This is a genomic window from Paenirhizobium naphthalenivorans (assembly GCF_007992095.1).
Classification (GTDB): Bacteria; Pseudomonadota; Alphaproteobacteria; order Rhizobiales; family Rhizobiaceae; genus Allorhizobium; species Allorhizobium naphthalenivorans.
This window is the reverse complement of record NZ_BJZP01000028.1, coordinates 33718-60557: the sequence shown is the minus strand read 5'-3', so window position 1 is coordinate 60557 and position 26840 is coordinate 33718. Positions and strand designations below refer to the sequence as shown.

Genomic DNA, 26840 nt, shown 5'->3' with positions numbered 1-26840 from the left:
CCATATTCCTACAAAGTAAAACTCTCCTAGGTCATTCGTAACCTGGTCAGCGAAATCACAGTGGCACTACTCCCATTCGGTCCCTCTTCCCTTACCGTCACTCCACTCCTATTTGTTGAAGACAGGCAAATGCAGTGTTTGCTGGAAATAGGAACGGAAGGCCATCATCGCTGGTGACGGTTCGATGTTTTTCCGCCAGGCAAGCCCGACGTCCATGGCCGGGATGGGGTCCTGTAGGTTTATCGTCTCAATCCGGCGTCCCTCCAGCGACCATGGCCGGTGCACCATGTCGGACAGGATCGCCACGCCGAGACCGTTGGCGACCATGGATCGCACCGCCTCAACGGAGGAGGTCCGCAGGATCACCTTTGGCTGATAGGGCGTGCCGCTCCAGTATTTGAGAGATGAGTGCGCCGCTTCATCGACGGTCAGCATGATGTAGGGTTCCTCGGAGATCTCCTTGAGGCCGACGACGTCGCGCTGTAGCAGGTGGTGCTGGGCGGGAACCCAAAGTCGCCGCGCAGAGCCAAGCAATCTCGTCGTTGTCAGCGACGGATTGAGGATGTTGGACGTGAGCAGTACCGAGATGTCGTAGCGGTTGGTCAGCAATCCTTCCTCAATGGATTCACGGTTCTGTTCGAAGAGCTGGATTTCCAGTTTAGGATAGAGCCGGCGCAATCGTTCGATGTGCAAGGGCAGAAAATAGCCGATGACGGTATAGGTCGCGGCCACGGTCAAAATGCCCTCGATCTCGCTTGAGATAAAGTTGAGATGGGTCGCCTCATCGACCTTCTTCATGATGTCATAGGCATGCGAAAGGAACTGGCGCCCAGCCTCTGTCAGGTCCATGCCCTGTGGCGTGCGCAGGAACAGGCTGACCCCGATGATCTGCTCCAGTTCCTTGACGGCCGTGGTGATCGCCGACTGCGAAATCGACAGGTGTACCGCCGCCAGCGAGATCTGCCCCAGTTCTGCGGTTGCGATGAAATAGCGAAGTTGTCTGAGGCTAATCGACATGCGTGTATTTCCGTTTGGAATCTGTGAGCGCAGAAATTCTGAAAATCAGAAGATGTGATGATCTTTTGTGCGGTGATGTGATCAAATAAGCGGCTCGCATAGCCAACATCGTGAATCTCGTAGTCTTTTCAGGCCTTTTGCCCGAGGCATTGGATTCTGTTTTTCAGATAAATGTTACGCGTTAATTGAATTTTTCAAAAGATATTTTTTTTCCTAACGTCGCATTGTTGAAAAAGCAGGCACGCCTGGATGTGCTGCAAATACAGGCAGCGAGGAAGAACATTTTGCTTGAGGTAGTCGACATCAACTGCGATCTGGGGGAGGCTTTCGGCCGCTGGCGTATCGGTGACACCGATGACATGTCCTTGATGGGGCTCATAAGCTCCGCCAATATCGCCACCGGTTTCCATGCTGGCGACCCCAACCTGATGGATCAGACGGTGCGTCTGGCGGCAGAGCATGGCGTCGAGGTCGGGGCCCATCCAGGGTACAATGATCTGCAGGGATTCGGTCGTCGCAAGATCAATGCCACGGCCAAGGAATTGGTCAACGACATCATCTATCAAGTTGGCGCCCTGCGTGAATTTTCTCGCCGGCACGGGGTGCGTCTCCAGCATGTAAAGCCGCATGGAGCGCTTTATATGGAAATGGCCGTCAATCCGGAATTGGCGCAGATCTTCGTACAATATATGCGCACTGCCGCACCTGATGCCTATGTGTTCTGCATGGGAGGGTCGGCCACCCATGTCGCGGCGCTTGAGAGCGGGCAGCCGGCAATCCGCGAGTTCTATGCCGACCGGGACTATGACGACAGCGGCTCGATCGTTTTTACCCGCGACGCAGGTCGCCCCGACCCGGCAGTCATCGCGCGCAAGGTCGTGCGCGCCTGCAAGGACGGCAAGGTGAAAACGGTCAGCGGCAACGACATCGCCATCCAGTTCGAATCCATCTGCTTCCATTCCGATACGCTCGGGGCCTTGGATATCGCGCACCAGATGCGTGACGCCCTGACGGCCGAGGGGATCAGGATCGCACCGGTATCGGAAATCAACAGCCATAAAAGTATGCGCGGAGAACAGCTATGAGCAAAATCGAAATCAGATCCCCCCTGCCCGGTACCTTCTATCGTGCTTCGTCGCCTGATGTCCCTCCTTTCAAGGCAGATGGCTCCGTCGTCGCGAGCGGCGATACCATTGGTCTGATCGAAGTGATGAAGACGTTCCAGGAGATTCCGGCCGGAGCCGATGGCAAGAACATCCAGTTTCTTGTCGAGAACGAAGAGCCTGTCATGGCAGGTCAGGTGATCGCCGAGGTCGAGGCATGACAATCCACTCCGTCCTCGTGGCCAATCGCGGCGAGATCGCGGTGCGGATCATCCGAGCTGCCAAGGCACTCGGTATTCGCACCGTGCAAATCCATAGCGCCGCAGACGCCGACATGCTGGCCGTGAAAATGGCTGATGAAGCTATCAACATCGGCTCGCCCGCGCCGAGAAAGTCCTACCTCAACATTGAGGCGGTGATTGCCGCTGCCAAGTCTGCCGGCGTCGATGCTGTCCATCCGGGATACGGTTTCCTGTCGGAAAACGGCGATTTCGCCGATGCGGTCACGGCTGCCGGCATGGTCTTCATGGGGCCGAGCGGTGATGCCATCCGCCTGCTGGGCGACAAGGTTGCCGCCCGTCAGGCCGCGCAAAAGGCCGGCGTGCCGACGGTTCCCGGCAGCGATGGCCGCATCGACGACCTCGATGCCGCCCGCGCGCTGACTGCACGGATCGGCTTTCCTGTGATGATCAAGGCAGCAGCCGGCGGTGGTGGTCGTGGCATTCGCATCGTCCAGACAACAAGCGAACTGGAAACCCAATTCCCGCAGGCCTCGGCAGAGGCGGCCGCAGCCTTCGGTGACGGCGGGCTCTATATCGAAAAGGTCATCACCAAGGCGCGTCATGTCGAGGTGCAGATCTTTGGCGACGGCGAGAATTTCGTCCATTTCTTCGAGCGCGAATGCTCGCTGCAACGCCGCCGGCAGAAGGTCTGGGAAGAGGCTCCCGCCTTCCTTCTGCCAGGGCCGATCCGCGAGGCGCTGTGCGAAAGCGCCGTGGCGCTTGCCCGTTCGGTGAACTATCGCGGCGCCGGCACCGTCGAGTATCTCTACGACGAGGACACCCAGGAATTTTACTTCATCGAGGTCAACACGCGCATCCAGGTCGAGCATCCGGTCACAGAAATGATCACCGGCGTTGATCTGGTGCAGGAGATGTTCAAGGTCGCTGGCGGCGCGCCGCTTTCGGTGCGCCAGGGCCAGATTGCCGTTAATGGTCACGCGATCGAGTGCCGCATCAATGCCGAGGATCCCGCTCGGGGCTTCATGCCATCGCCGGGACGGATCAATCAGCTGGTCGTGCCGACTGGCGAGGGGATCCGCTTCGATACGATGCTTTACGAGGGCTATACGATCCCGCCGTTTTACGATTCCCTGCTCGGCAAGCTGATTGTATGGGCCGAGACGCGTGATGCTTGCCTCGACAGATTGAAGACGGCGCTCGAGGGCCTTCAGGTGGTCGGCGTGCCGACGACGATCCCGTTGCATCTGGCGTTGGCCGGCGATGAAAGTATCCGTCGCGGCGATTATCATACACGGTTTCTCGAGACATGGCTTGAAACGCAATGCGCGCCGCAAGGCGCCCCGAAAGCGGAGGTTGCCTGATGCAGACCCGGTACACATTCGGTGGCGACGAACATCTGTTCGTCGAATGCAGCGATGAAATGTCGCTTGAGGCCTTCTTCAAAAGCCTGTCGATGGCTAATGGCGTGCGCGCAAGCGGGATAAAGGGTGTGACGGAAATCTGCCCGGCCAATGCCTCATTCCAGATCAAGTTCAATCCTGACATCATCCATCCAGACGATATCCTCAGAGAGGTCCAGACGATTGAGGGGGCAGCCGAAAAGGCCGAGCCGGTGATCAAGACCCGTATCGTCGAGATACCGGTCTTCTACAACGATCCCTGGACGCACGAGACTCTGATGCGCTTTCGCGAGCGCCACCAGGACCCGACAGGCACTGATCTGGAATACGCTGCCCGTATAAACGATTTCCCATCGGTTGATGACTTCATCGAGGCGCATTCCGGCTCGCCTTGGTTCGTGTCGATGGTCGGTTTCGTCGCCGGTCTGCCGTTCATGTACCAGATGGTCGAGCGTCAGCGGCAAATCGAAGTGCCGAAATATCTGCGACCCCGCACCGACACGCCACGGCTGACCGTCGGCCATGGTGGCTGCTTCGGTTGCATCTATTCGGTGCGCGGTGCGGGCGGTTATCAGATGTTCGGCATCACCCCGATGCCGATCTACGATCCGACCCAGACAACAAGCTATCTGCGAGACTTCATGGTGTTCTTCCGCCCCGGCGACATCGTCAAGTTCAAGCCGATCGGCCGCGATGAATATGATCAGGCTGTCGAGGAGGTCGACAAGGGCACGTTTGCCCCGCCGATCCGCGAGGTCCGCTTCGACCTCAGGGAATTCCAAAAGGACATCGACGGCACAAATGCCAAACTGGAGGGCATGCTCAATGGCCATTAAAGTTTTGCACCACGGATTGTCGACCACCATCCAGGATCTCGGGCGACCCGGCTATTTTCATCTTGGCATTCCGCTCGGCGGCGCCATGGACCGTCTGGCGCTGCGGGCCGCCAATATGCTGGTTGGCAATGATGAGGGGGCTGCCGGTTTCGAGGCCGTCTTCATGGGGCCAAAGCTCGAGTTCACTGAAGATGCTCTGGTGGCGGTGACCGGTGCCAATATGCCCGCTAAGGTCGACGGCGTTGTCCAGCCGGGCTGGAAGGCCTTCAAGGTCAAGGCCGGCCAGGTTTTGAGCTTCGACTTCCTGAAAACCGGTGCCCGCATTTACATTGCTGTTTCCGGTGGCATCGACGTGCCGCTGGCGCTTGGCAGCCGCTCGACCTATCCGATTGGCGCACTGGGCGGCTACAAGGGGCGTGCCATAGCCATCGGAGATGAACTGCCGGTCGGCGAGGGGTCTCTTGCGACCGAAGGTCGGGTTGTCGCGGAAGAGTTCCGGCGCAAGCCGGGCACGCCTGCCGAACTGCGCGTCTTGCCGGGTCTTTACTGGGACCGGCTGGCTGATGAGGCCAAGGAGAGCTTCTTCGCCGACGAATGGAAGGTGGCCCCTGAGGCCGACCGCATGGGCTATCGCTTCCGTGGTGGCAACAAGCTCTCCTTTGTGGAACGCAAGCAGCCCTTCGGTGCTGGCTCCGATCCGTCCAACATCGTCGACAGCTGTTACCCTTACGGCTCAATCCAGGTGCCAGGCGGCACAGAGCCGATCATTCTGCATCGCGATGCCGTTTCAGGCGGCGGATACTTCATGGTCGGCACCGTCATATCCGCCGATATGGATCTGATTGGCCAGCTCCAACCGCACACACCAAGCCGTTTTGTCAAGGTGACGATGGCCGAAGCGCTTGAGGCCCGCAAGGAGCGAGCAGATCTGCTCGACCGATTGAGGGCGTCCTTTCACTGACCGTCGCATTCAAGCCAATTACAAGAGGGAACGAACATGAAGACAGCATTGAAATACGCACTCGCCACCACTGTTCTTGCCATGGCACTCAATGCCCCGGCACGCGCCGACAGCTGGTATCCCTATCCGGCCCAGGCGATCGAGCCTCCTTTCTCCGCAGACGGCAAGTCGGTCGATGTCGACTACACACCGGTTGCCAAGGCCGAAAAGCCCTGGAATATCTGCGTATCCTTCCCGCACATGAAGGACGCCTACTGGCTGGGCGTTGATTATGGTGTGACAGAGCAGGCCAAGGACGCCGGCGTCAAGCTGAACGTCGTGGAAGCCGGCGGTTATACCGAGCTTGCCAAGCAGATAAGCCAGATCGAGGATTGCGTTGCCGGTGGTGCGCAGGCCGTGGTCATCGGGGCGATCTCCTTTGACGGCCTCAACAATCTGGTGAGCGAAATCACCAAGAAGGGCATTCCGGTCATCGACGTCATCAACGGCATTTCCTCGCCGGACGTGACGGCAAAGTCGCTGGTCTCCTTCTACACGATGGGTCAGGAAACCGGCGCTTATCTCGCCAAAAAGCACCCGGCCGGCAGCGAGCCGGTCAAGGTTGGCTGGTTCCCGGGGCCGGCTGGTGCCGGCTGGGTCGAGGCTGCCAACAAGGGCTTCCTTGAAGCGGTCAAGGGTTCTGCCGTTGAGGTTCTCGATCCGAAATTCGGCGATACCGGCAAGGAAGCCCAGCTGAAACTGGTCGAAGACGTGCTGCAGGCCGAACCTGATGTTCGCTACATCGCGGGCACTGCGGTGACTGCCGAAGCCGCCCAGGGCCTGATCCGCGAACGTGGCCTCAAAGGCAAGGTTGACCTTCTGGCTTTCTACATGACGCCCGGCGTCTATGAGGGGATCAAGCGCGGTTTCATCCTTGCTGCTCCGGCCGATTCCGTTGTCATTCAGGGGCGTGTCGCTGTCGACCAGGCGATCCGCGCGCTCGAAGGCAAGGAACTGGTCAAGCATGTCGGCCCGAAGATCTTCGTCGTTGATCCGTCGAATATCGCAACCGTGTCGCAGACCAACATCCTGCCGCCGGACGGCTTCAAGCCGGTGTTCTCGGTTAACTGATCGCCTGTTTCGTTAACAGGACCGGCCTCGGCAAGTGCCGCGGCCGGTCCCTATCAGGAGCCAGGTGATGTCCACATTCACACCGCCGCTCGTCCAGATGACGGGCATTTGCAAGACCTTTCCCGGCGTCAGAGCGCTGGACGGTGTCGATTTCACTCTTTTGAGCGGCGAGGTCCATGTCCTGTTCGGCGAAAACGGCGCCGGCAAATCCACTCTGATTTCCATTCTGTCCGGCGTCTATCCGCAGACCGAAGGCACTCTGGCAATTAAGGGGAAGACCGTTACGTTCTCCTCGGTCCATGACGCCAAGGACCATGGTGTCGCCGCCGTATTTCAGGAGTTCTCGCTGGTCCCGACGCTCAGCGTTGCCGAGAACATCTTTCTCGGTTCGGAACCGATGTGGGGCCCCTTCGTCGACAGAAAGGCGATGGTTCGCGCGGCAAGAGATCTGTTTGCAGGCCTCGACTTCCAGATCGATGTGCGTGCCAAGGTCGTCTCGCTCTCGCGCGCCGAGCAGCAGATGGTCGAGATTGCCAAGGCGATCCACTCGGATGCCAAGATCCTTATTCTGGACGAACCGACCGCGTCGCTGACGGAGCGGGAAACCGAAGCGCTGTTTCGGATCATTCGCGAAGCCAAGGCGCAAGGCGTTGGCATTGTCTATATCTCCCACCGCATTCAGGAATTCTCGACCGTCGCCGATCGCATCACCGTCCTGCGGGACGGCAAACTGATCGGCACCGTTGGCGTCAACGACCTGTCGCATGCCGGCCTGGTCGAGATGATGACCGGCCGTGCCATCGACGAGATTTATCCGCAGATCGCCAGCATTCCCGATGGAGACGTCGTGCTCTCCATCCGCGGCCTCAAGGCTTGGGGTGTGAATGGCGTCGACATCGACATCCGCGCCGGTGAGGTTCTGGGGATTGCCGGCCTGGTCGGCAGCGGAAAATCGCGCGCCTGGCGTGCGGCGCTGGGTATTATCCCGATGCAGGCCGGAAGCGTGTTACTGAAGGGCCGCGACGTCAGCGGTCAACCAACCCGTCGCTTCGTGCGTGACGGTGTTTTCTATCTACCGCCCGACCGCAAGAGCGAGGGATTGATGCTGGGAGCAACGACCCGTCAGAACATCAATCTCGGATTGCTCGACCGCGAGGATGTGTCGGGTGCCATGGGCGGGCTGTCGCCCCGGCGGTTGCGCGACCTGTCGGATGGCATTGGCCGGAAAGTCGATCTGGCGGATGCCTATATGGACCGCACGATTTCCAACCTGTCTGGTGGCAACCAGCAGAAAGCTCTGTTCGGTCGCGGGTTCGGTCAGGACTATGATCTTTACATCTTCGATGAGCCGACTGTCGGCGTCGATATGGGCACTCGAGCCGCTCTCTATCGTCTGATCAAGGATATTGCCGAGGCCGGCAAGGCTGTCGTGGTGATCTCTTCGGATCTGCCGGAGGTGATGAACCTTGCCCATCGACTGATCGTGTTTTCCGCCGGAACTATTTCCGCCGAGCTGTCGGGCGAAGGCATTGACGAACAGATCATTCTCAAGTCCTTCTTTTCCCATGAAAGGCAAACCGCATGACCACCGAACGTCTCGCCGCTCCGGCTATTGACGCCAAAGCTCCTTTCTCGCCGCTGGCGTTTGTCAAAAACCTGTTTGTCCGCGCAGGGGTTCTGCCGTTCTTTCTGGTCGCCGCCTTGGTCATCTTCGCCGTCGCATCCAGCCAGTTTCTAACCTTGCAGAACATCACCAACGTGGCGCGCCAGTCGGTCTATCTCATTCTGGTGTCGCTTGGCCAAATGCTGGTGTTGATCACTGGCGGCTTCGATCTGTCGGTGGGGACCTCCATTGCCATAACGTCGGTTGTCTCTGCGACCGTCATGGTCGCCTTGGTTGGGGTTTTCCCGGATGCCGTCTGGCTGGCGATCACCATAGGGCTGATGGCGGGCTTTGGTGCAGCTTTGGTCATGGGATCGCTCAACGGCCTCGGTATTGCTGGCTTCAGCGTCTCGCCCTTCATCATGACGCTCGGCGTGCAATCCATCGGCGCCGGTATCGGCCTGTTCCTGACTGGCGGCGTTCCGGTCTCCGGTCTGCCCTATGAATTTTCCGATTTCTTTGGCTTCGGGCGGATCTTCGGTGTGCCGGTTCCGGTCCTTGTGGCCATTCTTGCCATCATCGCCATGTGGGTGCTGATGAACCGGACGCGAACCGGTGCGCAGATCTATGCGATCGGCGGTAACATCAAGGCTGCCCATTTGTCGGGCATCAACACCAAGCGCACGTTGTTTGTCGCCTATATCATCTGCGCATTGTTGGCCTCGCTGGCGGGTATATTGCTCACGGCCAGGGTGGAAAGTGGCGAAACCAATCTCGGTGGTACGATTGCGCTGGAATCCATCGCGGCCTGCGTCATTGCCGGCGTCTCGCTTCGCGGCGGCATTGGCCGGGTGGAAAGCGTGGTGCTCGGTGCTTTCTTCATCGTCCTGGTGCAGAACGGCATGAACCTGATGCAGATCGGCTCCTACATGCAGATGGTGCTGCTCGGCAGCCTGCTGGTGCTGGCGGTCGTCATCGACCAGCTGCGCTACAAGATGCTGGTCGGCAATCGCTGACCAGCGCTCGGAGTACGCAGTCAGGGGGCAGTGTTCGCCCCCTTTTCAAGACGCTCGCGACCGGATTCCATCAGAGTGTGGGTCTGTGATCCAAGATAGACACAAACATGCCGAAACGTGTCGGCGGTCAGCCGGAGAAGTTGCCGCAGCCGGAGCCTTTCTTTCCGTCGTGTGAAAGAAACAGAACCGACAGGCCGATTAGCTTGGCAAGGTCCAAACCTCGTTCTTCGCCCAGCACCATCATCGCCGTTGCCCAGGCATCGGCGCTCATGCAGTCGCGTGCCAGAACCGTTACCGAAGCCGGCGAGGCTGCGAGTGGCATGCCGCGCCTGGGGTCCATAGTGTGGGCAAGCCGGCGATCACCGATCTGTACCCAATGGCGATAATCGCCCGAGGTCGCGACGGCCATGTCCGTCAACTCGATGATAGAATGGGGTGTGCGCTCGTGAAGATCGGGCTTCTCGACCGCAATCGCCCAACCGCTGCCATCCGGCTGCGAGCCAAGCGCGCGAAGTTCGCCATCAATGGCGAAGAGACCTGCTTCTATACCGTGCAGTCTGGCGGTTTCAGCAAGTCGATCAACACCGTAACCCTTGGCGATGCCGCTGAGGTCGAGGCGCATGTCGGCATGCTTGCGTGCTCTTCGATTGGTGGGATCGAGCTCCAGCATGTCATGGGCCGGGTTGCGGCGTGCGAGGCGGGCAGCCTTTATGGCGGCTTCGTCGGCTTCCGCACCACCGAAACCCCAGGCGGCGACGGCGTCGCCCATGCCGATGTCGAAGGCGCCGCCAGACGCCTCGCCGATGGCAAGGCCTGCCTGCAGCACCTTCATCAGTTGTTCGGGGAGGACGACCCATTCGCCGGAGGGCGCGGCGTTCAGGTGGTTGAGATCGCTTTCCGGCTTCCATGTGGACATCTGCCGATCGACCGTCGCGACGGCGTCCGCCATCGCGACGCGGACCTCGTCCGTTTCGAAGTCGCCTGGCATGTGGAAGAGCGCTGACCAGCGCGTCCCCATGGTCGGACCGTTCAGGGTATGGCGGGCGAGATCAGTAAACGTCTTCGGCATAGCGGCCCTCCGCTTTGAGTGTTGCGAGGCTGACACCCTGTGGCATCAGAATCTCGGAGAGAGCGGCTGCCACTCCTGCCGCCATGTCACGTCCTCCGCAGACGAGGACCTGACCGCCGGCAGCAATGAGTTTGCCGATCCGAGCCGCGTCCTTGCGCAGGATGTCCTGAACATAGGCGGGGTTCGCGCTTCGAGAGAAGGCCGTAGAGATGCCTGCCAGTCGACCATCCTCTTTCCAGTCCGATAGTTCTTCCGCATAGAGAGCGTCGCTCGCTGGGTGCCGAGTCCCGAAATAGAGATACATGGGTCGGTGCGCTTGGTTGGCACGGGCAAAGCCCGCAAGAGGTCCAATGCCGGTGCCCGCGCCGATCAGGATGACAGGTTTGCGGCCGCGTGCGGGCCTGAAGCTCAGGTTGGGGCGGACGAAGGCCGTCACCGTCTGCCCGGGTTCCAACGCGGTGAGTTGCCCGGAGCAAAGGCCGCCCGGCTGTTTGCGGACGCAGATTTCGAGGAAGCCGTCCTTTGTGCTCGAAGCAAGCGAATAGAAGCGGGGCACCTCGGAACCTTCGGGCACCACGCCGACCAGATCGCCGGCTTCGAACCAGGGAGACGCTTTGCCGGTTACGCGCTGCCAGAGCGAGGCCTTAGGCAGGGCAAAGCGCAGAATGGCGGTGGTCGCTTGAACACTTGCACCATAGTCGCGGCGAGAAAGCAGAGAAAACTCGCAGGTCTTCAGCTTGGCGGGCTGGTGGTTGAGCTCGAAGGCGAGCCCGAGCGCCTCTGCCAGACCACGACCCCAGCGGGAAAAATCCTGCGGCGACTGGCGATCCACAGTGTCGAACGGTAGCAGCATCTCCCAGCCTTTGCCCTCCGCCGCTTGAGTGATGTCGGCGGCGAAACCGCAATAGGCGGGGAAGCTGCGGTCGCCGAAGCCGAGAATGGCAAGCGAAAGCCCCTGCCGGACCGGTGTGTGCCGGAAGCGTTCCAGAAAGCCGCGTGCTGAGACTGGGGCCTCGCCGTCACCATAGGTCGCGGTGAGGAGGATGAGCCGTTTCGCCTTGGCCCACTGTTCAGGATTGAAGGTCGACATTGGCCCGACATGCACGTGAATGCCCTGTCCGGAGAGGGTGCTTCGCAGTGTCTCCGCGAAGCCCCAGGTCGTGCCACCCTCGCTGCCAACGAGGACGATGGTATCAGCCTCGCTTGCGGAAACGGACACCCTCTTCCGCTTGCCGCGGCCTTTGAGCCAGACGGCAAGGCCGGTCCAGCCGAGGACGGGAACGGCAAGCGCGGAGAGGCCGAGAAGCAGGCCGAGCCATGCCATGCCCTGACCGGTATGCAGCATGGTGAGAAAGCCGGTCAGGCGATCGACCCAGTTTGCCTCGTTCCAGGCGAGCAGGCCGCCGTTACCTTGGTCGATATAGCCCTCGCCAGCATCGGTCTTGAGCGTGAACGCGTCGGTAGCATCGCCGGCAGCCGGAAAGCTGAGGGAGCGGAATGTGTCTACCGGGGTCTCTTGCAATACGGTTATGGAGGCGACCGGAATGCCCGTCGCACCGCTCACCTCCGATGGAAAGGGTGGGGCGCCGGCACCTTCCGGTAAATAGCCGAAGGTTGCGGCGGTCATCCACAGCGCCGTCAGCGATGACAGAAGAAGGCCAGGCAGCGCGAGCCGTGAGATGATCGCATGAAGCTGTCCGTTGCCTGTCCCCTTGGCGGGCTTCAGGATATAGCGCCAGCCGCCTGCGCGGCGTGCCAGCAGGAAGAGGCCGGACAGGGTCAGCGTCAGCATCGCCGCCGCACCTCCAGCGACGACGAGCCGACCGGCATCGTCGAGAAAGAGCGAGCGATGCAGATTGGTGAGCCAACGCTGGAGAGCCGACGTGTCGGCGTTGCCGACCGGTGTACCCGTTGCAGGGTCAATGATCGACGATGCCGGCTGGTCGCCCTCGAAGTAGTATGCCGTGATGCGGCCGGAGGGAGTACGTCTGATCTGCTCCACCGAGGGCTCCGCAGCCTGGACCCGCGCGGCGAGTTCCGCGACGCTGATTTGCTGGGCGGCAGGGTTGATGAGCGCCTCGGAGGCCGGGAAGACCGAGAGTGCCGTACCGCTCAAGGCGATGACGGTAACAAGCACTGCGGCGATCAGCCCGAACCAGCGGTGGAGCGACCGGATCATGACAATTTTCCTTCGTGATTAACGCGTATAGGTGAAGTTGGCGATGTAGCGGCTGCCCTTGACCGCCTGACCCGATCCAGCCGAGGTCAACGGCACGACGATTTCGTTGGGGCTGTCACGCATGTCTTCGACGGCAGAGTCGATATGTAGTTCGTAGCCGGCGTCAAAAAGTGTGTCTGCCAAATCGAGCGTGATTTTCAGCGCGCGGCCGGAGCCGACGCTGGCTCCGGTGATACCGCTGATCTCCGAGGTGTTACCACCGGTGGCGCGATACCAGCCGCTCAGGTGCTCATAATATCGCGTCTTGCCGCCGGCCATCCACAGGCTGCCTGCGTATTTGCCCTGCGCGTCGGTTACGTAATAGGCCAGATACGCGCCGTCGCCGCCGTAGTTGCGCATGTTAGTGGTGAGGGTCACTTGGCCTGCAAGCGCGAGGCCTGGAATGGTGAGTGCCGTGGTGACGGCCAGCATGGCAAGAATGGATTTTATTTTCATTGTGTTTCTCCTTGGAGTGTTTCTGCCGGTCAGTTCATCTGAGCGCGCGGCTTGGAACCAGGCGTGAACAGGCCGTTGCTCGGCGGATTCGCGTTCTGCTGCATGGGTACACCGCGACCGCCACAGGCAGCATCACCGTCGTCATCATCCTCGTCATCCCCGCGGCAGTCATTGGCGGCGTAGCGGCCGTCTTCGGTGCCATACCGGCGATGCCCCTCATGGTGGCCTTTGCCCCGATGCTCGTCGTAATCCGCATTCACGACGTCGGTGGTCGCGCCATCGATTCTCAGCGCATGGAGAGGCAATGCCTGGCTGGCGAAAGCGGCAAGAATGGCTGCGCCGGCAACTGCGGCAAGAAGAAGCTTGCGATTAGTCATGGTGTGGTCTCCTTTGGGGGATTGGTAAGAACAGGGATCACCGGTGGCCGTGGTGTTCCTCGATTTCGATGACATCGAGCGTCACGGGATCAATCTTCGCTTCGAAGCGACGGCCGGTTTCGTCCGTGCCGTAAACCTCGTAACAGCCATCATCGATTTTGATGCGTCTCAGTGTCCAACCGCGCTCCTCGGCAAGTGCACGAACGGCCTCACGGCCTTTCCAGTCACGGGTTGGAGCATCGCAGTCTTGCCTTGCTTGGGCGGATGTTGCCGCCAGGATAGCAAGGGCCACGGCTGGCAGGATGCCGGTCTTCATCGTCGTTTCCTCTCGTTGTCGGACCCATAATTCATCGGATAAGCTGACCGTCGCCTGACAGGCGACAAGACTTTGCTTCAGCTTCCCGTAAGCTGGCTGGTGGACTACAGAAGAGGCAAAGGAAGGATTCCGGCATGAGAGTTTTGCTGATCGAGGACGACACGGCACTGGGGGCGGCCATCCGCGACCAGATCGTCGCGGATGGTCATTCCGTCGATTGGATGAAACGCCTCGATGAGGCGCGCGACGCGATCGCCTCGGCCGCCTACGATCTGGTGCTGCTCGATCTGATGTTGCCCGATGGCCTCGGTATTCCTTTCCTCAAGGTTTTGAGGGCGCAGGGCGATGTGACGCCCGTGATCATATTGACGGCGCTTGACCAGGTTTCCGACCGGATCGCCGGGTTAAACGCCGGCGCTGACGACTATATGGTCAAACCCTTCGACCTTGCCGAACTGTCCGCGCGCATCGGCTCCGTTGCCCGTCGCTACACCGGCAACCCGAACCCGATCGTCACGCTTGGACCGTTGGAGATCGACCTTGCAGCCCGTAGCGTCAGGCTGAGCGGCAAACCGGTCGTTCTGACTGCGCGCGAATGGGTACTGTTTGAAGCCTTCGTCCAAAGGCCCGGCCAGTTGCTTTCGAAAGCGCAGCTTGAGGAACGACTCTATTCATTCGACCAGGAAGTCGACAGCAATGCCATCGAGGTTCATGTGAGCCGATTGCGCAAGAAACTCGGCGCGCACGTGATTGAGACCGAGCGAGGACTGGGTTACCGACTGGGGCGTCCATGACGATTTTCACTTCGCTTCGGGCGCGCTTGGCGATTGCGCTGGGGCTTTCCGTAACCCTCTTGTGGCTGGCCGCCGCCGCCGTTACCGCGCATCGCGTCGGGCAGGATATGGAAGAGGTCTATGATGATGGTTTGAAGGCCACCGCGCAACGCATCTTACCTATTGCCCGGCACGATCTGCGCGAAGGGCATTCCAGCCACGAGTCTTCCGGGGACGATGATGCCGATGGCCGCGGCGAGCGCTCCGATGGGCAAGCCCGCTATGGGGAAGAGGTCACATTCGTCGTGCGCGACCGGATGGGGCGTGTTCTGCTTGCTTCAAGCGGAGCGGATCCCTCGATCTTTCCTCCGTTTGAGGAAAAAGGGTTTCTTCACACCGAGACGCACCAGCTCTATTACGACGTGTCCTCCGACGGGAAGCTGACCATCGCCGTGGCCGAATCACTGGATCAGCGGCGCGAATTGTCGCGCAAGATGTTGATTGGCCTGCTCCTGCCCTTGCTGGTGGTGATTCCATTAAGCCTGCTGGCGATCCTGTTGGCCGTGCGCCACTCGCTGCGTCCTGTGCGCGATCTGCAAAGGGGGCTTTCCCTTCGCGGTGCGCAGGATTTGTCATCTTTGCCGGATAACGGTCTGCCGAGTGAGCTTCGACCGATTTCGGCGGGCATCAATCAGCTTCTCGGTCGTCTGGCGGCTGCATTCCAGGCCGAACGAGCTTTCGCGGCCAACGTGGCGCATGAACTTCGGACACCTGTTGCCGGTGCAATCGCACAGGCGCAACGTATCCGTTCGGAGACAAAAGACAAACTGACGGCACAACGCGCATATGAGATCGAAACGACGCTCAAGCGACTCATGCGCATATCAGAGAAGCTCATGCAGCTTGCGCGTGCAGAAGGCGGACGGCTACGCGCAGACGAGCCCTCCGATTTGCGGCCGGTGCTGCGTATGATCGTTCAGGACTTTGAACGCGCCGGTGAGGGACGTATTGAACTGACCATGCCGGACATGCCAGTGCTGTCGCCGCTCGATCCTGATGCGGTCGGTATTCTATCTCGCAATCTCGTGGAAAACGCGCTGAAGCACGGTGCGCAGGATCGTCCCGTTGAGGTGATGCTTGATCGGGACGGCGTGTTGTGCATTGCCAATGATGGGCCGACCCTCCCGCCCGAAGCCATGGACAGGTTGATGCGCCGGTTCGAGCGCGGGAGCGGCAAGATCAGCGGAGCGGGCCTCGGGCTCGCTATCGTCAAGGTGATCGCCGATCGTGCCGGGGCGACTGTTGATGTTGTCTCTCCCAGATTGGCCAGAAGCGAGGGAGTTGAGGTGCGGGTGAGATTACCGGTCGCATGAGAGGGCGGATTCGGCCTGACATTGCGCCATTTCCCGCGTTGCCCAAATCGGCATCCGCCATCACAAGAGCCTTGCGAGTCGGTGGCATTATCCGCAGATACGCAGGATAGGCACGTAGGTTGGATCACTGCCAGTTGCGTGTGTCGGCGTTTTCCTCCCGCTCTGGCAACTTTGCCAGACGGCGGTTAGAAAGGGGCCAATCCAGAGGGAGGGCAATCATGGTAAATCCGATCGACGTGGCCGAGGACGACAAAGAACGGGCACCGCGCAGTCAAACCCTGGTTCGCGGCCTCGAGATCCTCGATGCGGTCGCCAATCAGCCGCGCACCATCGCCGAGATCGCCACCATGACCGGCCTGACCTACAGCACGGTGCACCGCATCGTCTCGGTCCTGCTTGAGCGCCGCTATCTCAAGGCGGAAAATCCGCGCGAATTCGCGCTCGGCGCGCGATTGATTGAGTTGGGATTTGCCGCCTATTCGCGCACGGATCTAGTCCGCGTCTCACGCGCCCGGCTGGAGGGACTGGCGCGTGAGACGCGGGATACTATTCATCTCGCACAGCTCGACGGCGGGGAGGTCTCCTATCTCGACAAGTTGCGCGGAACCCGCCCCGTGGAGATCAGTTCGCGTATCGGCGGGCGTAAGCCGGTGATCTCTACGGGCGTAGGTAAGGCTTTGATCCTTGATGAACCGGAGAGTGCGTTGCTGCGTCTCTATCAGCGCGACCACCATCTGCTGCCCGGAAACATGTCCGAAGCCGACTGGCTGGCGCAGATGGCGGCCTATCGCGCCGGGGGCTACGCCTTCGACCTTGGCGAAGACGAGCCGTCCATTCGTTGTGTCGCTGCGCCGTTGCGAGACGCGATGGGCCGCATTGTCGGTGCAATTTCGGTTTCATCCACCGTCGAATACATGGCGCCTGAGCGCATGCGAGACCTCGTGCCCGAGGTCCAGCGTGTCGCGCGTGAGATCTCCTCCGACCTTGGGGCGCGGGTCTGACGGATAGCGCCCCTTCGTCTTCAGAGTACCTTGCCGGGATTGAGAATCCCCTTCGGGTCGAGGTTTCTTTTCAGCTGCCGCAACATGGCAAGCTCGCTCTCCGAGCGGCTGTAGGACAGCCACGGCTTCTTGTGCAGGCCGATGCCGTGCTCGGCCGAAACCGACCCTCCATAGGTACGGATGATCTCATAGACCGTCTTTTCAATTCCATGGCCGGTCGGATCAACTCCGTCGATCGGCCCCGCCACCAAGTGGATATTGCTGTCGCCGGCATGACCGAAGAAGATTGTCTTAAGGCCCGGATAGGTTGAAAGCAGTGCCGCACGAATTTCGTCGACGCAATCGCCGATTCGGACAAGCGGTACAGATACGTCGAAATTGATTGTTGGCGCCCGGCGCGACAGTATCTCGGCAACACCGTCACGCAGGCTCCAGAAATTTTCGACCTCGCGTTGTGATTGTGCGATTACGGCATCCGCCAGCAATTCGGCTTCGAAAGCCGCCTCCAGCATGGCCTCGAAAACCGGACGGTCGCCATCTGCGTCGGCGCCCTGCATTTCGATCAGCGCATAGACCGGATGCTCCGGCGCGATCGGCGCGCGGTGGCCCGTCTCAGATAACACCGCGCGATAGTAGTCGTTCCACATCAGTTCGAAAGCCGTGACGCGTCCCGATAGCGCGCGCTGCGCATGGCGCAGCAGGTTCGCCGCCGCGGCGAAATCGGCGACTGCCACAAGCGCCGCATTGGCGCCGCCGACGCCTGGATGCAGCTTCAGGACAGCGCGTGTAATGATGCCGAGCGTGCCTTCCGAACCGATGAAAAGATGCTTGAGGTCGAGGGCCGCATTATTCTTCGGCATGCGGTTCATCATTGGCAGGATAGTTCCGTCGGCCAGAACGACCTCGAGCCCCAAAACCAGGTCTCGCGTCATGCCATAGCGGATCACGCGGTTGCCGCCGGCATTGGTGGCGATATTGCCCCCGATCTGGCAGGTGCCGCGCGCGCCGAGGTCTAGCGGGAACGAGAGGCCTGCTTCGAACGCGGCCTCCTGGATTTTCTGCAAGATGCATCCGGCGCCGACCACCATCAGGCCCGAGGCTGCGTCGATCTCCTCGATCTGATCCAGGCCGGAGAGGGACAGGAGTACAGCACCTTCGGAGGGGACTGCTCCGCCGGCCAGACCGGACCGTCCGCCTTGGGGTACGACCGGCGCGTCATAGGCATGGCAGAGGCGCATAACTGCCGCGACCGCTTGCGTATCCCGTGGTGTGACCAGAGCCATAGGTGTGCCGCCGCGCTCGTCGCTCCAGTCGCGCAAGGCGACCTCTGGAATGTCCCGTCCCAACTTGAGATTGGTGGACCCTAGTGCACGCTCGAGAGCGGTGATGAGACCGACGGATGAATTTTCAATGTTCATGGGACCTCCCGAGAGCCATAGTTGTACGCTTCCTGCTGCAATTTTGCACATATTGCAAATAGATTTTACTATTTGACAACAACGAATGCCTTTGCTTAATTCCCCGCGCTGGGGGAGGAGCGGAGGCACCCGCCTTGCGCTCGGGTCCATCACAGAGCCCGGCATGAGTCAGTAGAGAGAACCGGAAGCGGTCTCTCCGTTACAGGGAGGACAGAAATGTCGCTTACAAAAACCGCGCACTCCGTGCGCGCAGGTTTCGTCGCCGCTTTCGCAACGGCCGCACTCTTCGGCACCGCAGTGCAGGCCGAACCGGAAATCACCTTCCGCGCCGCCCATTCCTCGGCGCCGACATCGACGGGGCACAAGGCCTTTGAATTCCTCGACAAGGAGCTGCGTGAAAAGACCGGTGGCCGCATCGGCCTCGAAATTTTTCCGAGCTCGCAGCTCGGCGGCGAGCGCGAACTGGTCGAGAACGTCCAGTTCGGCAATGTTGATCTGACCTTCGTATCCTCGGCGCCGGTCGCTTCCTTCGCGCCCCAGTTTTTCGCCTTCGATATTCCGTTCCTCTTTCAGGATCGCACCCAGGCCTATGCCGTGCTTGACGGTGACGTCGGCAAGGAAATCCTGAAGTCGCTGGACGACAAGGGTATGGTCGGTCTCGCCTATTGGGAAAACGGCTTCCGTCAGCTGACCAATGCGAAGAAAGAAATCCGCACTCCGGCCGATCTCGCTGGCCTGAAGATGCGGACCATGGAAAATGAAGTGCATATCGCTGCATGGCGCGCCGAAGGCGCCAACCCTGCGCCGCTGGCCTTCAACGAGCTGTTCACGGCCCTGCAGCAGGGCACTTTCGATGCGCAGGAAGGCCCGATCAACCTCTTCTACGACATGAAGTTCAACGAGGTGCAGAAGTTCATCTCGAAGACCAATCATATCTATTCGCCGTGGCCGCTGCTTGCTAATCCGGACAAGCTCGCCAGCCTTAGCCCTGAGGATCGGGCGATCTTCGACGAGGCCGTCAAGGCAGCGACCGACTACCAGCGCCAGTTGGCCAAGGAAGCCGACGACAAGGCTGAAGCTGCGATGACCGATGTCAAAATCACCACGCTGACGCCGGAAGAGCTGAAGGCCTTCGCAGATAAGGTCACGCCGATTGTTGACCTGGTCAAGGAAAAGGCCGGCGCCGATCTCGTTGACCGCCTGCTGGCCGCCGCCGGCAAGTAAGGCATCGCGTTCTGGAACCCGGCGGCTGACCGCCGGGTTCTTCGTCGTCAAGCCCGGCTCATTGGCAATCACTGAACTGGCGCCCCGGGGTCCACTCTGGCGTGGCGCGGGAGGAGTTCATGCTCAAACTCATTGACGCGCATTTCGAGGAAGCGATTGTTGTGGCCCTGATGGCCCTGATGTCGGTTCTCATCGGAGTGCAGATCTTCATGCGCTACGTGATGGGGGCCTCGCTCTCTTGGTCGGAGGAGCTGGCGCGCTATTTCTTCATTTGGATGACCTATGTTGGCGTCGCCTATGCGGTCCGCATGGATGCTCATATCCGCGTGACGATGGCCACCGATCTGCTGTCCCCCTCGGGTCGACTGTTTGTTCGGATTCTCACCCATGTGATCTTCGGCGCCTTTGCCCTCTTTGTCATGTATCAAGGCTGGTGGATGGTCGAGAAGACCTTCCGCTTCGGTCAGAAATCGGCCTCGCTCGGCATTCCGATGGGCCTTATCTACTTGGCTCCCTTCTCCGGCTTCCTGCTCACGGTCCTGCGGCTTTTCCAATCGATCGTGCTCGACCTGCGTGGCGTACGGCAGGGATCGATGTCATGATTTCGCTGATCCTGTTCGGGCTTCTCGCCCTTTTGCTGGTGCTGTCGGTGCCGATCGCGATCTCGCTCGGGATCGCCTCGACGGTGGCACTGCTCGTTTCCGGCAAGGTTTCCGGTTCGTACGTGCCGCAAGGCCTTGTCACCTCGATCGACAGTTTCCCGCTGATGGCTGTGCCGTTCTTCATCCTGGCGGGTGACCTGATGGGCCGAGGTGGACTGTCGCAACGCCTGATCAATGTCGGGCGCATGTTCTTTGGCCGTTATACCGGCGGCATGGCGATCATCGCTGTCGTCACATGCATCTTCTTCGCCGCCATCTCCGGCTCGGGCCCGGCAACCGTTGCCGCCGTCGGCGCGATCCTTCTGCCCGCCATGGCAAAGGACGGCTACAAGCAGAGCTTCTCATCGGGACTGGTCGCCTGCTCCGGATCGCTCGGCGTTATCATTCCGCCGTCGATCCCCATGGTGATCTACGCGACGTCGGCCAATGTCTCGGTGTCGAAGATGTTCATGGCCGGCGTCATTCCCGGCTTGCTGATAGGCGTCTCGTTGATCGTATACGCGTGGCTGCAAGCGAGGAAGGATGGCCAGAGGCCTGGCGATTATCGCCCGACGCGGCGCGAAATGCTGGCCGTTCTCAACGATGCAAAATGGGCGCTCATGGTGCCGGTCATCATCCTTGGAGGCATCTATGGCGGCGTATTCACCCCGACCGAGGCCGCTGCAGTCGGCGTCATCTACGGCTTCGTGGTCGGCGCCTTCGTTTACCGCGAACTGAACCTCAAGGATCTCTACAAGATCTTCGCCGGCTCGGCGCTGACGTCGGCCACCATCATGTTGATCGTCGGCACGGCCACGATCTTCGGCCGGGCGCTGGCGATCGAGGGCGTGCCGGTCATGCTGGCCAAGTTCATCACGTCGACGGTGGACCAGGCCTGGTTGTTGCTGCTGGCGATCAACGTGATCCTGCTGATCGTCGGTACCTTTATGGAAACGATTGCGGCGATCATCATCCTGACGCCGATCCTCCTGCCGCTGGTAACCGCGCTTGGGGTCAGCGCCGAACACTTCGGCATCGTCATGATCGTCAACCTTGCCATCGGCATGGTCACCCCGCCGGTCGGCGTGAACCTCTTCGTCGCGTCGCGCGTTTCCGGTCTCACGCTGGAGACGGTGGTCAGGGGAGCGGTGACCCCGATGGTGGTGATGATCGTCGTGCTTCTGATCATCACCTATGTGCCGGCGGTCTCCCTGGCGCTCCCCGCCCTCTTCGGAATGTAATGCAAAGGATAGGAAAATGAGCAAGAAACTGCGGGCGGTCATCATCGGGCCCGGCAATATCGGCACCGACCTGTTGATGAAGATACAACGCTCCGATTGGGTCGAGCCGGTCTTCATGGTCGGAATCGATCCCGCGTCCGAAGGACTCAAGCGTGCCGCCGAAATGGGCATCAAGACCTGCGCCACCGGTGTCGACGGCGTGCTAGAGCATGTCCTTGCCGAGGACATCCGCGTTGCCTTCGATGCGACCTCGGCCTATGCACATGCGGAAAATTCGCGCAAGCTTAACGCGCTTGGTGTGATCATGATCGATCTGACGCCGGCGGCCATCGGGCCGTTCTGCATTCCGCCGGTCAATCTCGCTGACCACGCCAAACGGCTGGAGATGAACGTCAACATGGTGACTTGTGGTGGTCAGGCGACCATTCCGATGGTCGCCGCCGTCTCGCGTGTGCAGCCGGTCGAGTACGGCGAGATCGTCGCCTCCGTATCCTCCCGCTCCGTCGGTCCCGGCACGCGCAAGAACATCGACGAGTTTACCCGCACCACGGCTAAGGCGATCGAGAAGGTCGGCGGTGCGAAGCGTGGCAAGGCGATTATCATCGTCAACCCGGCGGAGCCGCCGCTTCTGATGCGCGACACCGTGCATGTCCTGACGGAGGGCGAACCCGACCAGGCTGCGATCACCGAGAGCGTCAAGGCCATGGTAGCCGAGGTGCAGAAATACGTACCCGGCTACAAGCTGGTGAACGGTCCGGTCTTCGACGGCAACCGCGTGTCGATCTATCTGGAGGTTGAGGGCCTTGGCGATTTCCTGCCGAAATATGCCGGCAATCTCGACATCATGACGGCGGCGGCCCTGCGCACCGCCGAGCTTTTCGCCGAAGAGGCCGCAAAGGGCGTCCTCACCCTACCCGCCCGCGCCTGAGGAGACCAAGATGAGCATCGAAGGACGCAAGATCACCCTTCACGAAATGAGCCTGCGCGACGGCATGCATGCCAAGCGTCACCAGATCAGCACTGAGCAGATGATCGAGATCGCCAAGGCGGCCGACGAAGCTGGCATGCCCTGGATCGAGGTGACCCATGGTGACGGCCTCGGCGGCGCTTCCGTCAACTACGGTTTTCCGGCCTCGACCGACGTTGAATATCTCTCCGCCGTCATTCCGCACATGAAGAAGGCCAAGGTCTCGGCCCTGCTTCTGCCGGGCATCGGCACGGTGGACACGCTCAAGGAAGCCATGGATGCCGGCATTTCCGGCGTGCGTGTCGCGACTCACTGCACCGAGGCCGATTGTGCCGAGCAGCACATCACCTATGCCGCCAAAACCGGTCTCGATACGGTCGGCTTCCTGATGATGGCGCATCGCGCCAGTCCGGAAAAGCTGGTGGAGCAGGCGCTGCTGATGGAAGGCTATGGTGCCAATTGCGTCTACTGCACGGACTCCGCCGGTCACATGCTACCTCGGGACGTGACCGACCGCGTCGCCGCTATCCGCGCCGCGCTGAGGCCGGAAACCGAACTCGGTTTCCATGGCCATCATAATCTCGGCATGGGCATTGCCAATTCGGTCGCAGCCGTGGAAGCGGGTGCCAACCGCATCGACGGTGCGATCGCCGGCCTCGGTGCTGGCGCCGGCAATGCCGCCACCGAACTGTTGGTCGCGGTGTTTGAACGCATGGGCGCCGAAACTGGCGTCGACCTGTTCAAGATCATGGACGCCGCCGAGGACATCGTTGTGCCGATGATGGACCGTCCGATCAGGGTCGATCGCGGCTCGCTGGTGCTCGGTTACGCTGGCGTTTACTCTTCGTTCCTGCTGTTCGCCGAACGCGCCGAGAAGCGCTATGGCATTCCTGCACGCGACCTGTTGTTGGAACTGGGCCGGCGCGGCATGGTCGGCGGTCAAGAAGACATGATTGAGGATCTGGCACTAACGATGTCGCGCGCCAAGGCGTGAAGCGGGAAAGCTAGAACTCGGGGGCAAGGTTAACCTTGTAACAAGGAAGATGCGCATTGGCTGATTTATGGCCTTGCCCCCGCAATAGCTTTGGTCACGAAAATGACCGCGCCCTTTTCAGTCGGGGAGGCTTTGAATACGCATCCGCGAAATCGGTCTTCCGCAATGAAGTAACGGTATGGATAGCCCCGATCAAAGATCGAAATCCGCTTAAGTCCATGTTTCATGAACCAACGCCGTCGGCAGGGAGTTGTCGACGGACAGATCCGTGAAGAACCGTCGGCAACGGACATGGATGATGTCCGTTGCCGAAGCTGTCATCGTTGTTTCCGGATCCAGTGGCCTTGCCAAACGGCCGGATGAAGAATTCAGGCTGCGTACTTGGCTTGTACGCTTCCGCTCGACCTGTCGTATTCATCCAGCTTGAATATCGCGACCATTCTCGACAACTCCGTCGCTTCCTGTGCCATGGAATGGCTAGATGCGCTTGTTTCCTCGACCATGGCAGCGTTCTGCTGTGTCATCTGGTCCATCTGGTTTACGGCCGTATTGATTTGGTTAAGTCCTGTGGACTGTTCTTGCGTCGACGAGGCGATCTCGTTCACAAGGTCGGCGATGTCGGTTATCTGCTTGACGATAGCGCGCAGGGCGTTTCCGGTTTGGTCAACGAGCTGAACCCCCTGTTTGACCTGATGCGACGAGGTGGTGATCAACGTCTTGATCTCCTTGGCGGCATTGGCGGAGCGCTGGGCGAGCTCGCGTACCTCCTGCGCAACGACAGCGAAGCCCTTGCCGGCTTCGCCCGCGCGAGCGGCTTCGACACCGGCATTGAGAGCCAGCAGATTGGTCTGGAAGGCGATATCATCAATAACGCCGATGATCTGGCTGATCTGGCTGGATGATTGTTCGATTTGTGCCATGGCGTCGGTCGCGCTTTCAACAACCGTACCAGAATCCTCCGCCTCAGAGCGTGCATTCAATGCGGCTGTGGCAACTTGGTTTGCACCTTCGGCAGTCTTTTTCACGGTGGCCGTGATTTCGTCGAGCGCGGCAGCTGTTTCCTCCAACGAGGCGGCTTGCTGTTCCGTTCTGCGCGACAAGTCGTCGGCGGCGCTGCTGATCTGCCCAGAGCTGTCGCGCATGCTGGTGATGGCATTCGTGACCCCGACCATCGCTGCCTGGAGTTTGTCGGCGGCAGCGTTGAAGTTGGCTTTGAGCGGTTCGGCCTTGGCGGTGAACTGCGTCGTGATCCGATGGGCGAGGTCACCCTTTGCCAATGCGGCCAGCGCCTCACTCAAGGCGGTGATCGCGACGCGGTCGTCCTCGGCGTCCTGCGCTGCCTTCTGTTGCATCAGTATCTGCTCATTGACATCCGTGAGTGAGCCGCAGGCTCGAATGGTCACGCCATCGGGCTGATGAACGCATCCTCCCGTTGCGCGGAACCACCGGTAGGAGCCGTCGCGCACCTTGAGTCTATAATTGATGTCGTAGCGCGCCTTGCCCGTCTTATCCTCAAGATGTTTGCCGAAGGCTGCAAAGGTTGGCGCCACGTCATCCGGATGCAGTCTATCCGACCAGGAACTAACTACATTTGGGAATTCTGCGTCGCTTTCATAGCCGACCATACGGCGAAACTCAGCCGACCAGGTCCATTTGCTTTCGGGATGCATGGCATCGCCATTGATTAGAAGTGCTTCCCAAAGCCCAACACCTGAGGCCTCATCCAACAGCCCTGAACGTTCGCGAACTGCCTTGAGTTGAGCTTCCAGCTCATCAACCTTCTTGGACGAACGTGTGTTAAAAATCGCCATTTGACAGTCCCTTTAATACCGTAGAAGCGAGGTGCCGAGTATATTCCGAGGCTGGGTACGCCTCCTTCTTCAAATTTAGCTAAAAGTGGTTAAGGTCTTCTAAATGAAGTCTATTTCCCGCGATCTTCGTGTATGAAAGATGCTTTCGGCCTCGGACTGTCGGGTGGAGGTCAATACCGGCGCAAGGCAAGTAGGAGTCGGCCAGTGTCTCCGGGTTCGGCGACATTCAGAACGTTATAATGCCGCTTTCAGGGATTAGCCGTGTGGCCTGCCACCGGTTGCCGGCATAAGAAGCATGGAGCTTGCCACCCGGTTCCGTCCTTCATGCTTGGCTTCGTACAGGGCACGATCCACGGCCATAAGGAGACCTTCCGGCATCACTATCCTGCCGCCAACGCGGGAAAATGCAGTCGCAACGCCAGCACTGATCGTAACAATCCCATTACCTTCATGATTGTCTTGATTGGGTATTTTCAGAGCTTCGATAGATCGCCTCAGTCTCTCGGCAATCTTAAGTGCGCCTTCCTGATCGGTATCCGGCAGGACAACAGCAATTTCCTCACCGCCATAGCGAGCCACGAGATCGGCAGGACGAGTCATGAGGGATTGGGTGGTCTGCGCTATAGAGCGGAGACAGTCGTCTCCGACTTGATGCCCATACCGGTCGTTCACCCCCTTGAAATGATCGATATCCAGAAGAATCAGAGACATATGGCCATGGTTGCGCAGGCAGCGTTGCCATTCGTTTTCCAAGACCTCATCGAATTTGCGACGGTTTGCAATGCCTGTGAGCTTATCTTGAAAAACCATCTGAGCGAGTTCATCCTCCAAACGTCTACGTTCGGAGACATCTCGCATTACGACAACCATGTCACCGGACGACGATGAGTCGCGGATAAGGCTGGATGAACCCTCCATCCAAGCCCAATCGCCGTCCTTGCGCTTTACCCTGAAGGATATCTGTTCTCTTGAAGAGCCTGCAACGAGGTGCAGTATTGAAGCCTTGATCCGGGGCAGGTCATCGGGGTGCAAGAGGTTCTCTTGGTGTAGAAGCATCTCATCGGGCATCCACCCTACAACAGCTTTTGCAGAGGGAGATACATATCGAAGTCTCAAGTCCTGACCGACTTGCAAAATTATATCGCCGCTGTGTTCCGTCAGTATCTTGAAGTCCACCGGCGTAGGTTCTTTTGTCGCGGCACGACTCCCAAATAGCCTTCGAAGGAAGTTCTTCATTTTCACATCCCGCCTTTATTCCCATCATCTCAGCATACTTCTGTTTATGATGCGTGAAGTCGGTATCTGGGCATTCCAGATTGATTGGCTGCGACGGCAGGTATGACCTGATTCGGCTTCGTTTATCGAACCTGGCTCAACGGAACGGTCCGCATAGCTTCTGTGCGAAGATCAGCTTCGCTCCACCGTGTTGTGACGCCTTTCTGTTGCTTATAGCGTTTCTCGGAGGATTTCGTAAGGCGCTTTTCCTTTGAATGCTCCGTGTGGTCTTGCCGAGTTGTGGATGCGCGCCCCGCTCATCGAGTCTTGCGTAGAGATCGACACCCACTGTATGGGAAAGGCGCTAGCAAGACTCTTGTTCGTCCGCCCGGTGCTAACGTTCGACCTTTCCGTTAAGCTGGGCAAACACCGGTTTGATACGGGCATGGCGAATGGGT

25 protein-coding genes are annotated in these 26840 nt (G+C 59.7%); 16 read left to right on the top strand and 9 right to left on the bottom strand.

Going from position 1 to position 26840, the window contains the following annotated elements; genetic code table 11:
• Positions 1 to 108 precede the first annotated feature (108 nt).
• Positions 109 to 1017, bottom strand: a complete 909-nt coding sequence (locus RNA01_RS19875; protein ID WP_147181901.1) for a LysR family transcriptional regulator — start codon at positions 1015 to 1017, stop codon at positions 109 to 111.
• Between the two features lie 284 nt (positions 1018 to 1301).
• On the opposite strand from RNA01_RS19875, the gene RNA01_RS19870 reads away from it, so the two are divergent.
• From RNA01_RS19870 to RNA01_RS19835, 8 genes are all read left to right on the top strand, one after another.
• On the top strand, positions 1302 to 2102 hold the full coding sequence (locus RNA01_RS19870) for a 5-oxoprolinase subunit PxpA (RefSeq protein ID WP_147181900.1): 801 nt from the start codon (positions 1302 to 1304) through the stop codon (positions 2100 to 2102).
• On the top strand, positions 2099 to 2341 hold the full coding sequence (locus tag RNA01_RS19865) for an acetyl-CoA carboxylase (protein WP_147181899.1): 243 nt from the start codon (positions 2099 to 2101) through the stop codon (positions 2339 to 2341). The genes RNA01_RS19870 and RNA01_RS19865 overlap by 4 nt, the downstream gene beginning before the upstream one ends.
• Positions 2338 to 3723: an acetyl-CoA carboxylase biotin carboxylase subunit gene (locus RNA01_RS19860; protein ID WP_147181898.1), complete on the top strand. Its 1386-nt coding sequence runs from the start codon at positions 2338 to 2340 to the stop codon at positions 3721 to 3723. Before RNA01_RS19865 ends, RNA01_RS19860 begins: the two co-directional genes overlap by 4 nt.
• Complete coding sequence (locus RNA01_RS19855) at positions 3723 to 4598, top strand: 5-oxoprolinase subunit B family protein (RefSeq protein WP_147181897.1); 876 nt, start codon at positions 3723 to 3725, stop codon at positions 4596 to 4598. Before RNA01_RS19860 ends, RNA01_RS19855 begins: the two co-directional genes overlap by 1 nt.
• Entirely contained in the window at positions 4588 to 5559 is a 972-nt protein-coding gene (locus RNA01_RS19850) for a 5-oxoprolinase subunit C family protein (protein ID WP_147181896.1), read from the top strand. Before RNA01_RS19855 ends, RNA01_RS19850 begins: the two co-directional genes overlap by 11 nt.
• A 36-nt stretch (positions 5560 to 5595) precedes the next feature.
• On the top strand, positions 5596 to 6669 hold the full coding sequence (torT, locus tag RNA01_RS19845; protein WP_147181895.1) for a TMAO reductase system periplasmic protein TorT: 1074 nt from the start codon (positions 5596 to 5598) through the stop codon (positions 6667 to 6669).
• A gap of 67 nt (positions 6670 to 6736) precedes the next feature.
• Positions 6737 to 8254 (top strand): sugar ABC transporter ATP-binding protein, encoded by a 1518-nt coding sequence (locus RNA01_RS19840; protein WP_147181894.1) that lies wholly within the window; start codon positions 6737 to 6739, stop codon positions 8252 to 8254.
• A complete protein-coding gene (locus RNA01_RS19835; RefSeq protein WP_147181893.1) occupies positions 8251 to 9288 on the top strand; it encodes an ABC transporter permease in 1038 nt (345 codons plus the stop codon). The genes RNA01_RS19840 and RNA01_RS19835 overlap by 4 nt, the downstream gene beginning before the upstream one ends.
• 127 nt (positions 9289 to 9415) lie before the next feature.
• Here RNA01_RS19835 and RNA01_RS19830 read toward each other — a convergent pair whose 3' ends face one another.
• Genes RNA01_RS19830 through RNA01_RS19810 form a run of 5 tightly spaced genes read right to left on the bottom strand, consistent with a single transcriptional unit; the run spans position 9416 to position 13724 of the window.
• The gene (locus RNA01_RS19830) at positions 9416 to 10357 is read right to left on the bottom strand and encodes an FAD:protein FMN transferase (protein ID WP_147181892.1); all 942 of its coding nucleotides are present in this window, start codon (positions 10355 to 10357) and stop codon (positions 9416 to 9418) included.
• A complete protein-coding gene (locus RNA01_RS19825; protein ID WP_147181891.1) occupies positions 10338 to 12536 on the bottom strand; it encodes a PepSY domain-containing protein in 2199 nt (732 codons plus the stop codon). The genes RNA01_RS19830 and RNA01_RS19825 overlap by 20 nt, the downstream gene beginning before the upstream one ends.
• Positions 12537 to 12554: 18 nt before the next feature.
• Positions 12555 to 13025: a DUF2271 domain-containing protein gene (locus tag RNA01_RS19820; protein WP_147181906.1), complete on the bottom strand. Its 471-nt coding sequence runs from the start codon at positions 13023 to 13025 to the stop codon at positions 12555 to 12557.
• A gap of 35 nt (positions 13026 to 13060) precedes the next feature.
• On the bottom strand, positions 13061 to 13408 hold the full coding sequence (locus RNA01_RS19815; protein ID WP_147181890.1) for a hypothetical protein: 348 nt from the start codon (positions 13406 to 13408) through the stop codon (positions 13061 to 13063).
• Positions 13409 to 13445: 37 nt separating this feature from the next.
• Positions 13446 to 13724 (bottom strand): PepSY domain-containing protein, encoded by a 279-nt coding sequence (locus RNA01_RS19810; protein ID WP_147181889.1) that lies wholly within the window; start codon positions 13722 to 13724, stop codon positions 13446 to 13448.
• Positions 13725 to 13858: 134 nt separating this feature from the next.
• Between RNA01_RS19810 and RNA01_RS19805 the strand changes: the two genes are divergently transcribed.
• From RNA01_RS19805 to RNA01_RS19795, 3 genes are all read left to right on the top strand, one after another.
• The gene (locus RNA01_RS19805) at positions 13859 to 14518 is read left to right on the top strand and encodes a response regulator transcription factor (RefSeq protein WP_147181888.1); all 660 of its coding nucleotides are present in this window, start codon (positions 13859 to 13861) and stop codon (positions 14516 to 14518) included.
• Positions 14515 to 15870, top strand: coding sequence for a sensor histidine kinase (locus RNA01_RS19800; protein ID WP_147181887.1), 1356 nt, complete (start codon positions 14515 to 14517; stop codon positions 15868 to 15870). The genes RNA01_RS19805 and RNA01_RS19800 overlap by 4 nt, the downstream gene beginning before the upstream one ends.
• A gap of 218 nt (positions 15871 to 16088) precedes the next feature.
• Positions 16089 to 16871 carry an IclR family transcriptional regulator gene (locus RNA01_RS19795; protein ID WP_147181886.1) on the top strand — a complete coding sequence of 261 codons (783 nt, stop codon included), beginning with the start codon at positions 16089 to 16091 and terminating at the stop codon, positions 16869 to 16871.
• A 20-nt stretch (positions 16872 to 16891) separates the two neighbouring features.
• Here the strand turns inward: RNA01_RS19795 and RNA01_RS19790 are convergent, their stop codons facing one another.
• Positions 16892 to 18289 (bottom strand): FAD-binding oxidoreductase, encoded by a 1398-nt coding sequence (locus RNA01_RS19790; RefSeq protein ID WP_147181885.1) that lies wholly within the window; start codon positions 18287 to 18289, stop codon positions 16892 to 16894.
• Between the two features lie 216 nt (positions 18290 to 18505).
• On the opposite strand from RNA01_RS19790, the gene RNA01_RS19785 reads away from it, so the two are divergent.
• The 5 genes from RNA01_RS19785 (at position 18506) to dmpG (ending at position 23356) form a co-directional block, all read left to right on the top strand.
• A complete protein-coding gene (locus tag RNA01_RS19785) occupies positions 18506 to 19513 on the top strand; it encodes a TRAP transporter substrate-binding protein (RefSeq protein ID WP_147181884.1) in 1008 nt (335 codons plus the stop codon).
• Between the two features lie 119 nt (positions 19514 to 19632).
• Positions 19633 to 20115 (top strand): TRAP transporter small permease, encoded by a 483-nt coding sequence (locus tag RNA01_RS19780; RefSeq protein ID WP_147181883.1) that lies wholly within the window; start codon positions 19633 to 19635, stop codon positions 20113 to 20115.
• Complete coding sequence (locus RNA01_RS19775; RefSeq protein WP_147181882.1) at positions 20112 to 21395, top strand: TRAP transporter large permease; 1284 nt, start codon at positions 20112 to 20114, stop codon at positions 21393 to 21395. The genes RNA01_RS19780 and RNA01_RS19775 overlap by 4 nt, the downstream gene beginning before the upstream one ends.
• 16 nt (positions 21396 to 21411) lie before the next feature.
• Positions 21412 to 22323 (top strand): acetaldehyde dehydrogenase (acetylating), encoded by a 912-nt coding sequence (locus tag RNA01_RS19770; RefSeq protein ID WP_147181881.1) that lies wholly within the window; start codon positions 21412 to 21414, stop codon positions 22321 to 22323.
• Between the two features lie 10 nt (positions 22324 to 22333).
• Positions 22334 to 23356, top strand: a complete 1023-nt coding sequence (gene dmpG / locus RNA01_RS19765) for a 4-hydroxy-2-oxovalerate aldolase (protein ID WP_147181880.1) — start codon at positions 22334 to 22336, stop codon at positions 23354 to 23356.
• Positions 23357 to 23724: 368 nt separating this feature from the next.
• Here the strand turns inward: dmpG and RNA01_RS19760 are convergent, their stop codons facing one another.
• Entirely contained in the window at positions 23725 to 25167 is a 1443-nt protein-coding gene (locus tag RNA01_RS19760) for a methyl-accepting chemotaxis protein (RefSeq protein WP_147181879.1), read from the bottom strand.
• Between the two features lie 255 nt (positions 25168 to 25422).
• A complete protein-coding gene (locus tag RNA01_RS19755) occupies positions 25423 to 26403 on the bottom strand; it encodes a GGDEF domain-containing protein (protein ID WP_147181878.1) in 981 nt (326 codons plus the stop codon).
• Between the last annotated feature and the right edge of the window lie 437 nt (positions 26404 to 26840).

Excerpts from the sequence above, each read along its gene's own strand:
- RNA01_RS19795 (WP_147181886.1), top strand. The coding sequence starts at position 16,089 with ATGGTAAATCCGATCGACGTGGCCGAGGACGACAAAGAACGGGCACCG.
- RNA01_RS19770 (WP_147181881.1), top strand. The coding sequence starts at position 21,412 with ATGAGCAAGAAACTGCGGGCGGTCATCATCGGGCCCGGCAATATCGGC.
- RNA01_RS19830 (WP_147181892.1), bottom strand. The coding sequence starts at position 10,357 with ATGCCGAAGACGTTTACTGATCTCGCCCGCCATACCCTGAACGGTCCG.
- RNA01_RS19790 (WP_147181885.1), bottom strand. The coding sequence starts at position 18,289 with ATGAACATTGAAAATTCATCCGTCGGTCTCATCACCGCTCTCGAGCGT.
- RNA01_RS19825 (WP_147181891.1), bottom strand. The coding sequence starts at position 12,536 with ATGATCCGGTCGCTCCACCGCTGGTTCGGGCTGATCGCCGCAGTGCTT.
- RNA01_RS19855 (WP_147181897.1), top strand. The coding sequence starts at position 3,723 with ATGCAGACCCGGTACACATTCGGTGGCGACGAACATCTGTTCGTCGAA.
- RNA01_RS19785 (WP_147181884.1), top strand. The coding sequence starts at position 18,506 with ATGTCGCTTACAAAAACCGCGCACTCCGTGCGCGCAGGTTTCGTCGCC.
- RNA01_RS19860 (WP_147181898.1), top strand. The coding sequence starts at position 2,338 with ATGACAATCCACTCCGTCCTCGTGGCCAATCGCGGCGAGATCGCGGTG.
- RNA01_RS19850 (WP_147181896.1), top strand. The coding sequence starts at position 4,588 with ATGGCCATTAAAGTTTTGCACCACGGATTGTCGACCACCATCCAGGAT.
- RNA01_RS19875 (WP_147181901.1), bottom strand. The coding sequence starts at position 1,017 with ATGTCGATTAGCCTCAGACAACTTCGCTATTTCATCGCAACCGCAGAA.
- RNA01_RS19775 (WP_147181882.1), top strand. The coding sequence starts at position 20,112 with ATGATTTCGCTGATCCTGTTCGGGCTTCTCGCCCTTTTGCTGGTGCTG.
- RNA01_RS19760 (WP_147181879.1), bottom strand. The coding sequence starts at position 25,167 with ATGGCGATTTTTAACACACGTTCGTCCAAGAAGGTTGATGAGCTGGAA.
- RNA01_RS19755 (WP_147181878.1), bottom strand. The coding sequence starts at position 26,403 with ATGAAGAACTTCCTTCGAAGGCTATTTGGGAGTCGTGCCGCGACAAAA.
- RNA01_RS19815 (WP_147181890.1), bottom strand. The coding sequence starts at position 13,408 with ATGACTAATCGCAAGCTTCTTCTTGCCGCAGTTGCCGGCGCAGCCATT.
- dmpG (WP_147181880.1), top strand. The coding sequence starts at position 22,334 with ATGAGCATCGAAGGACGCAAGATCACCCTTCACGAAATGAGCCTGCGC.
- RNA01_RS19810 (WP_147181889.1), bottom strand. The coding sequence starts at position 13,724 with ATGAAGACCGGCATCCTGCCAGCCGTGGCCCTTGCTATCCTGGCGGCA.
- RNA01_RS19805 (WP_147181888.1), top strand. The coding sequence starts at position 13,859 with ATGAGAGTTTTGCTGATCGAGGACGACACGGCACTGGGGGCGGCCATC.
- RNA01_RS19865 (WP_147181899.1), top strand. The coding sequence starts at position 2,099 with ATGAGCAAAATCGAAATCAGATCCCCCCTGCCCGGTACCTTCTATCGT.
- RNA01_RS19800 (WP_147181887.1), top strand. The coding sequence starts at position 14,515 with ATGACGATTTTCACTTCGCTTCGGGCGCGCTTGGCGATTGCGCTGGGG.
- RNA01_RS19840 (WP_147181894.1), top strand. The coding sequence starts at position 6,737 with ATGTCCACATTCACACCGCCGCTCGTCCAGATGACGGGCATTTGCAAG.
- torT (WP_147181895.1), top strand. The coding sequence starts at position 5,596 with ATGAAGACAGCATTGAAATACGCACTCGCCACCACTGTTCTTGCCATG.
- RNA01_RS19780 (WP_147181883.1), top strand. The coding sequence starts at position 19,633 with ATGCTCAAACTCATTGACGCGCATTTCGAGGAAGCGATTGTTGTGGCC.
- RNA01_RS19835 (WP_147181893.1), top strand. The coding sequence starts at position 8,251 with ATGACCACCGAACGTCTCGCCGCTCCGGCTATTGACGCCAAAGCTCCT.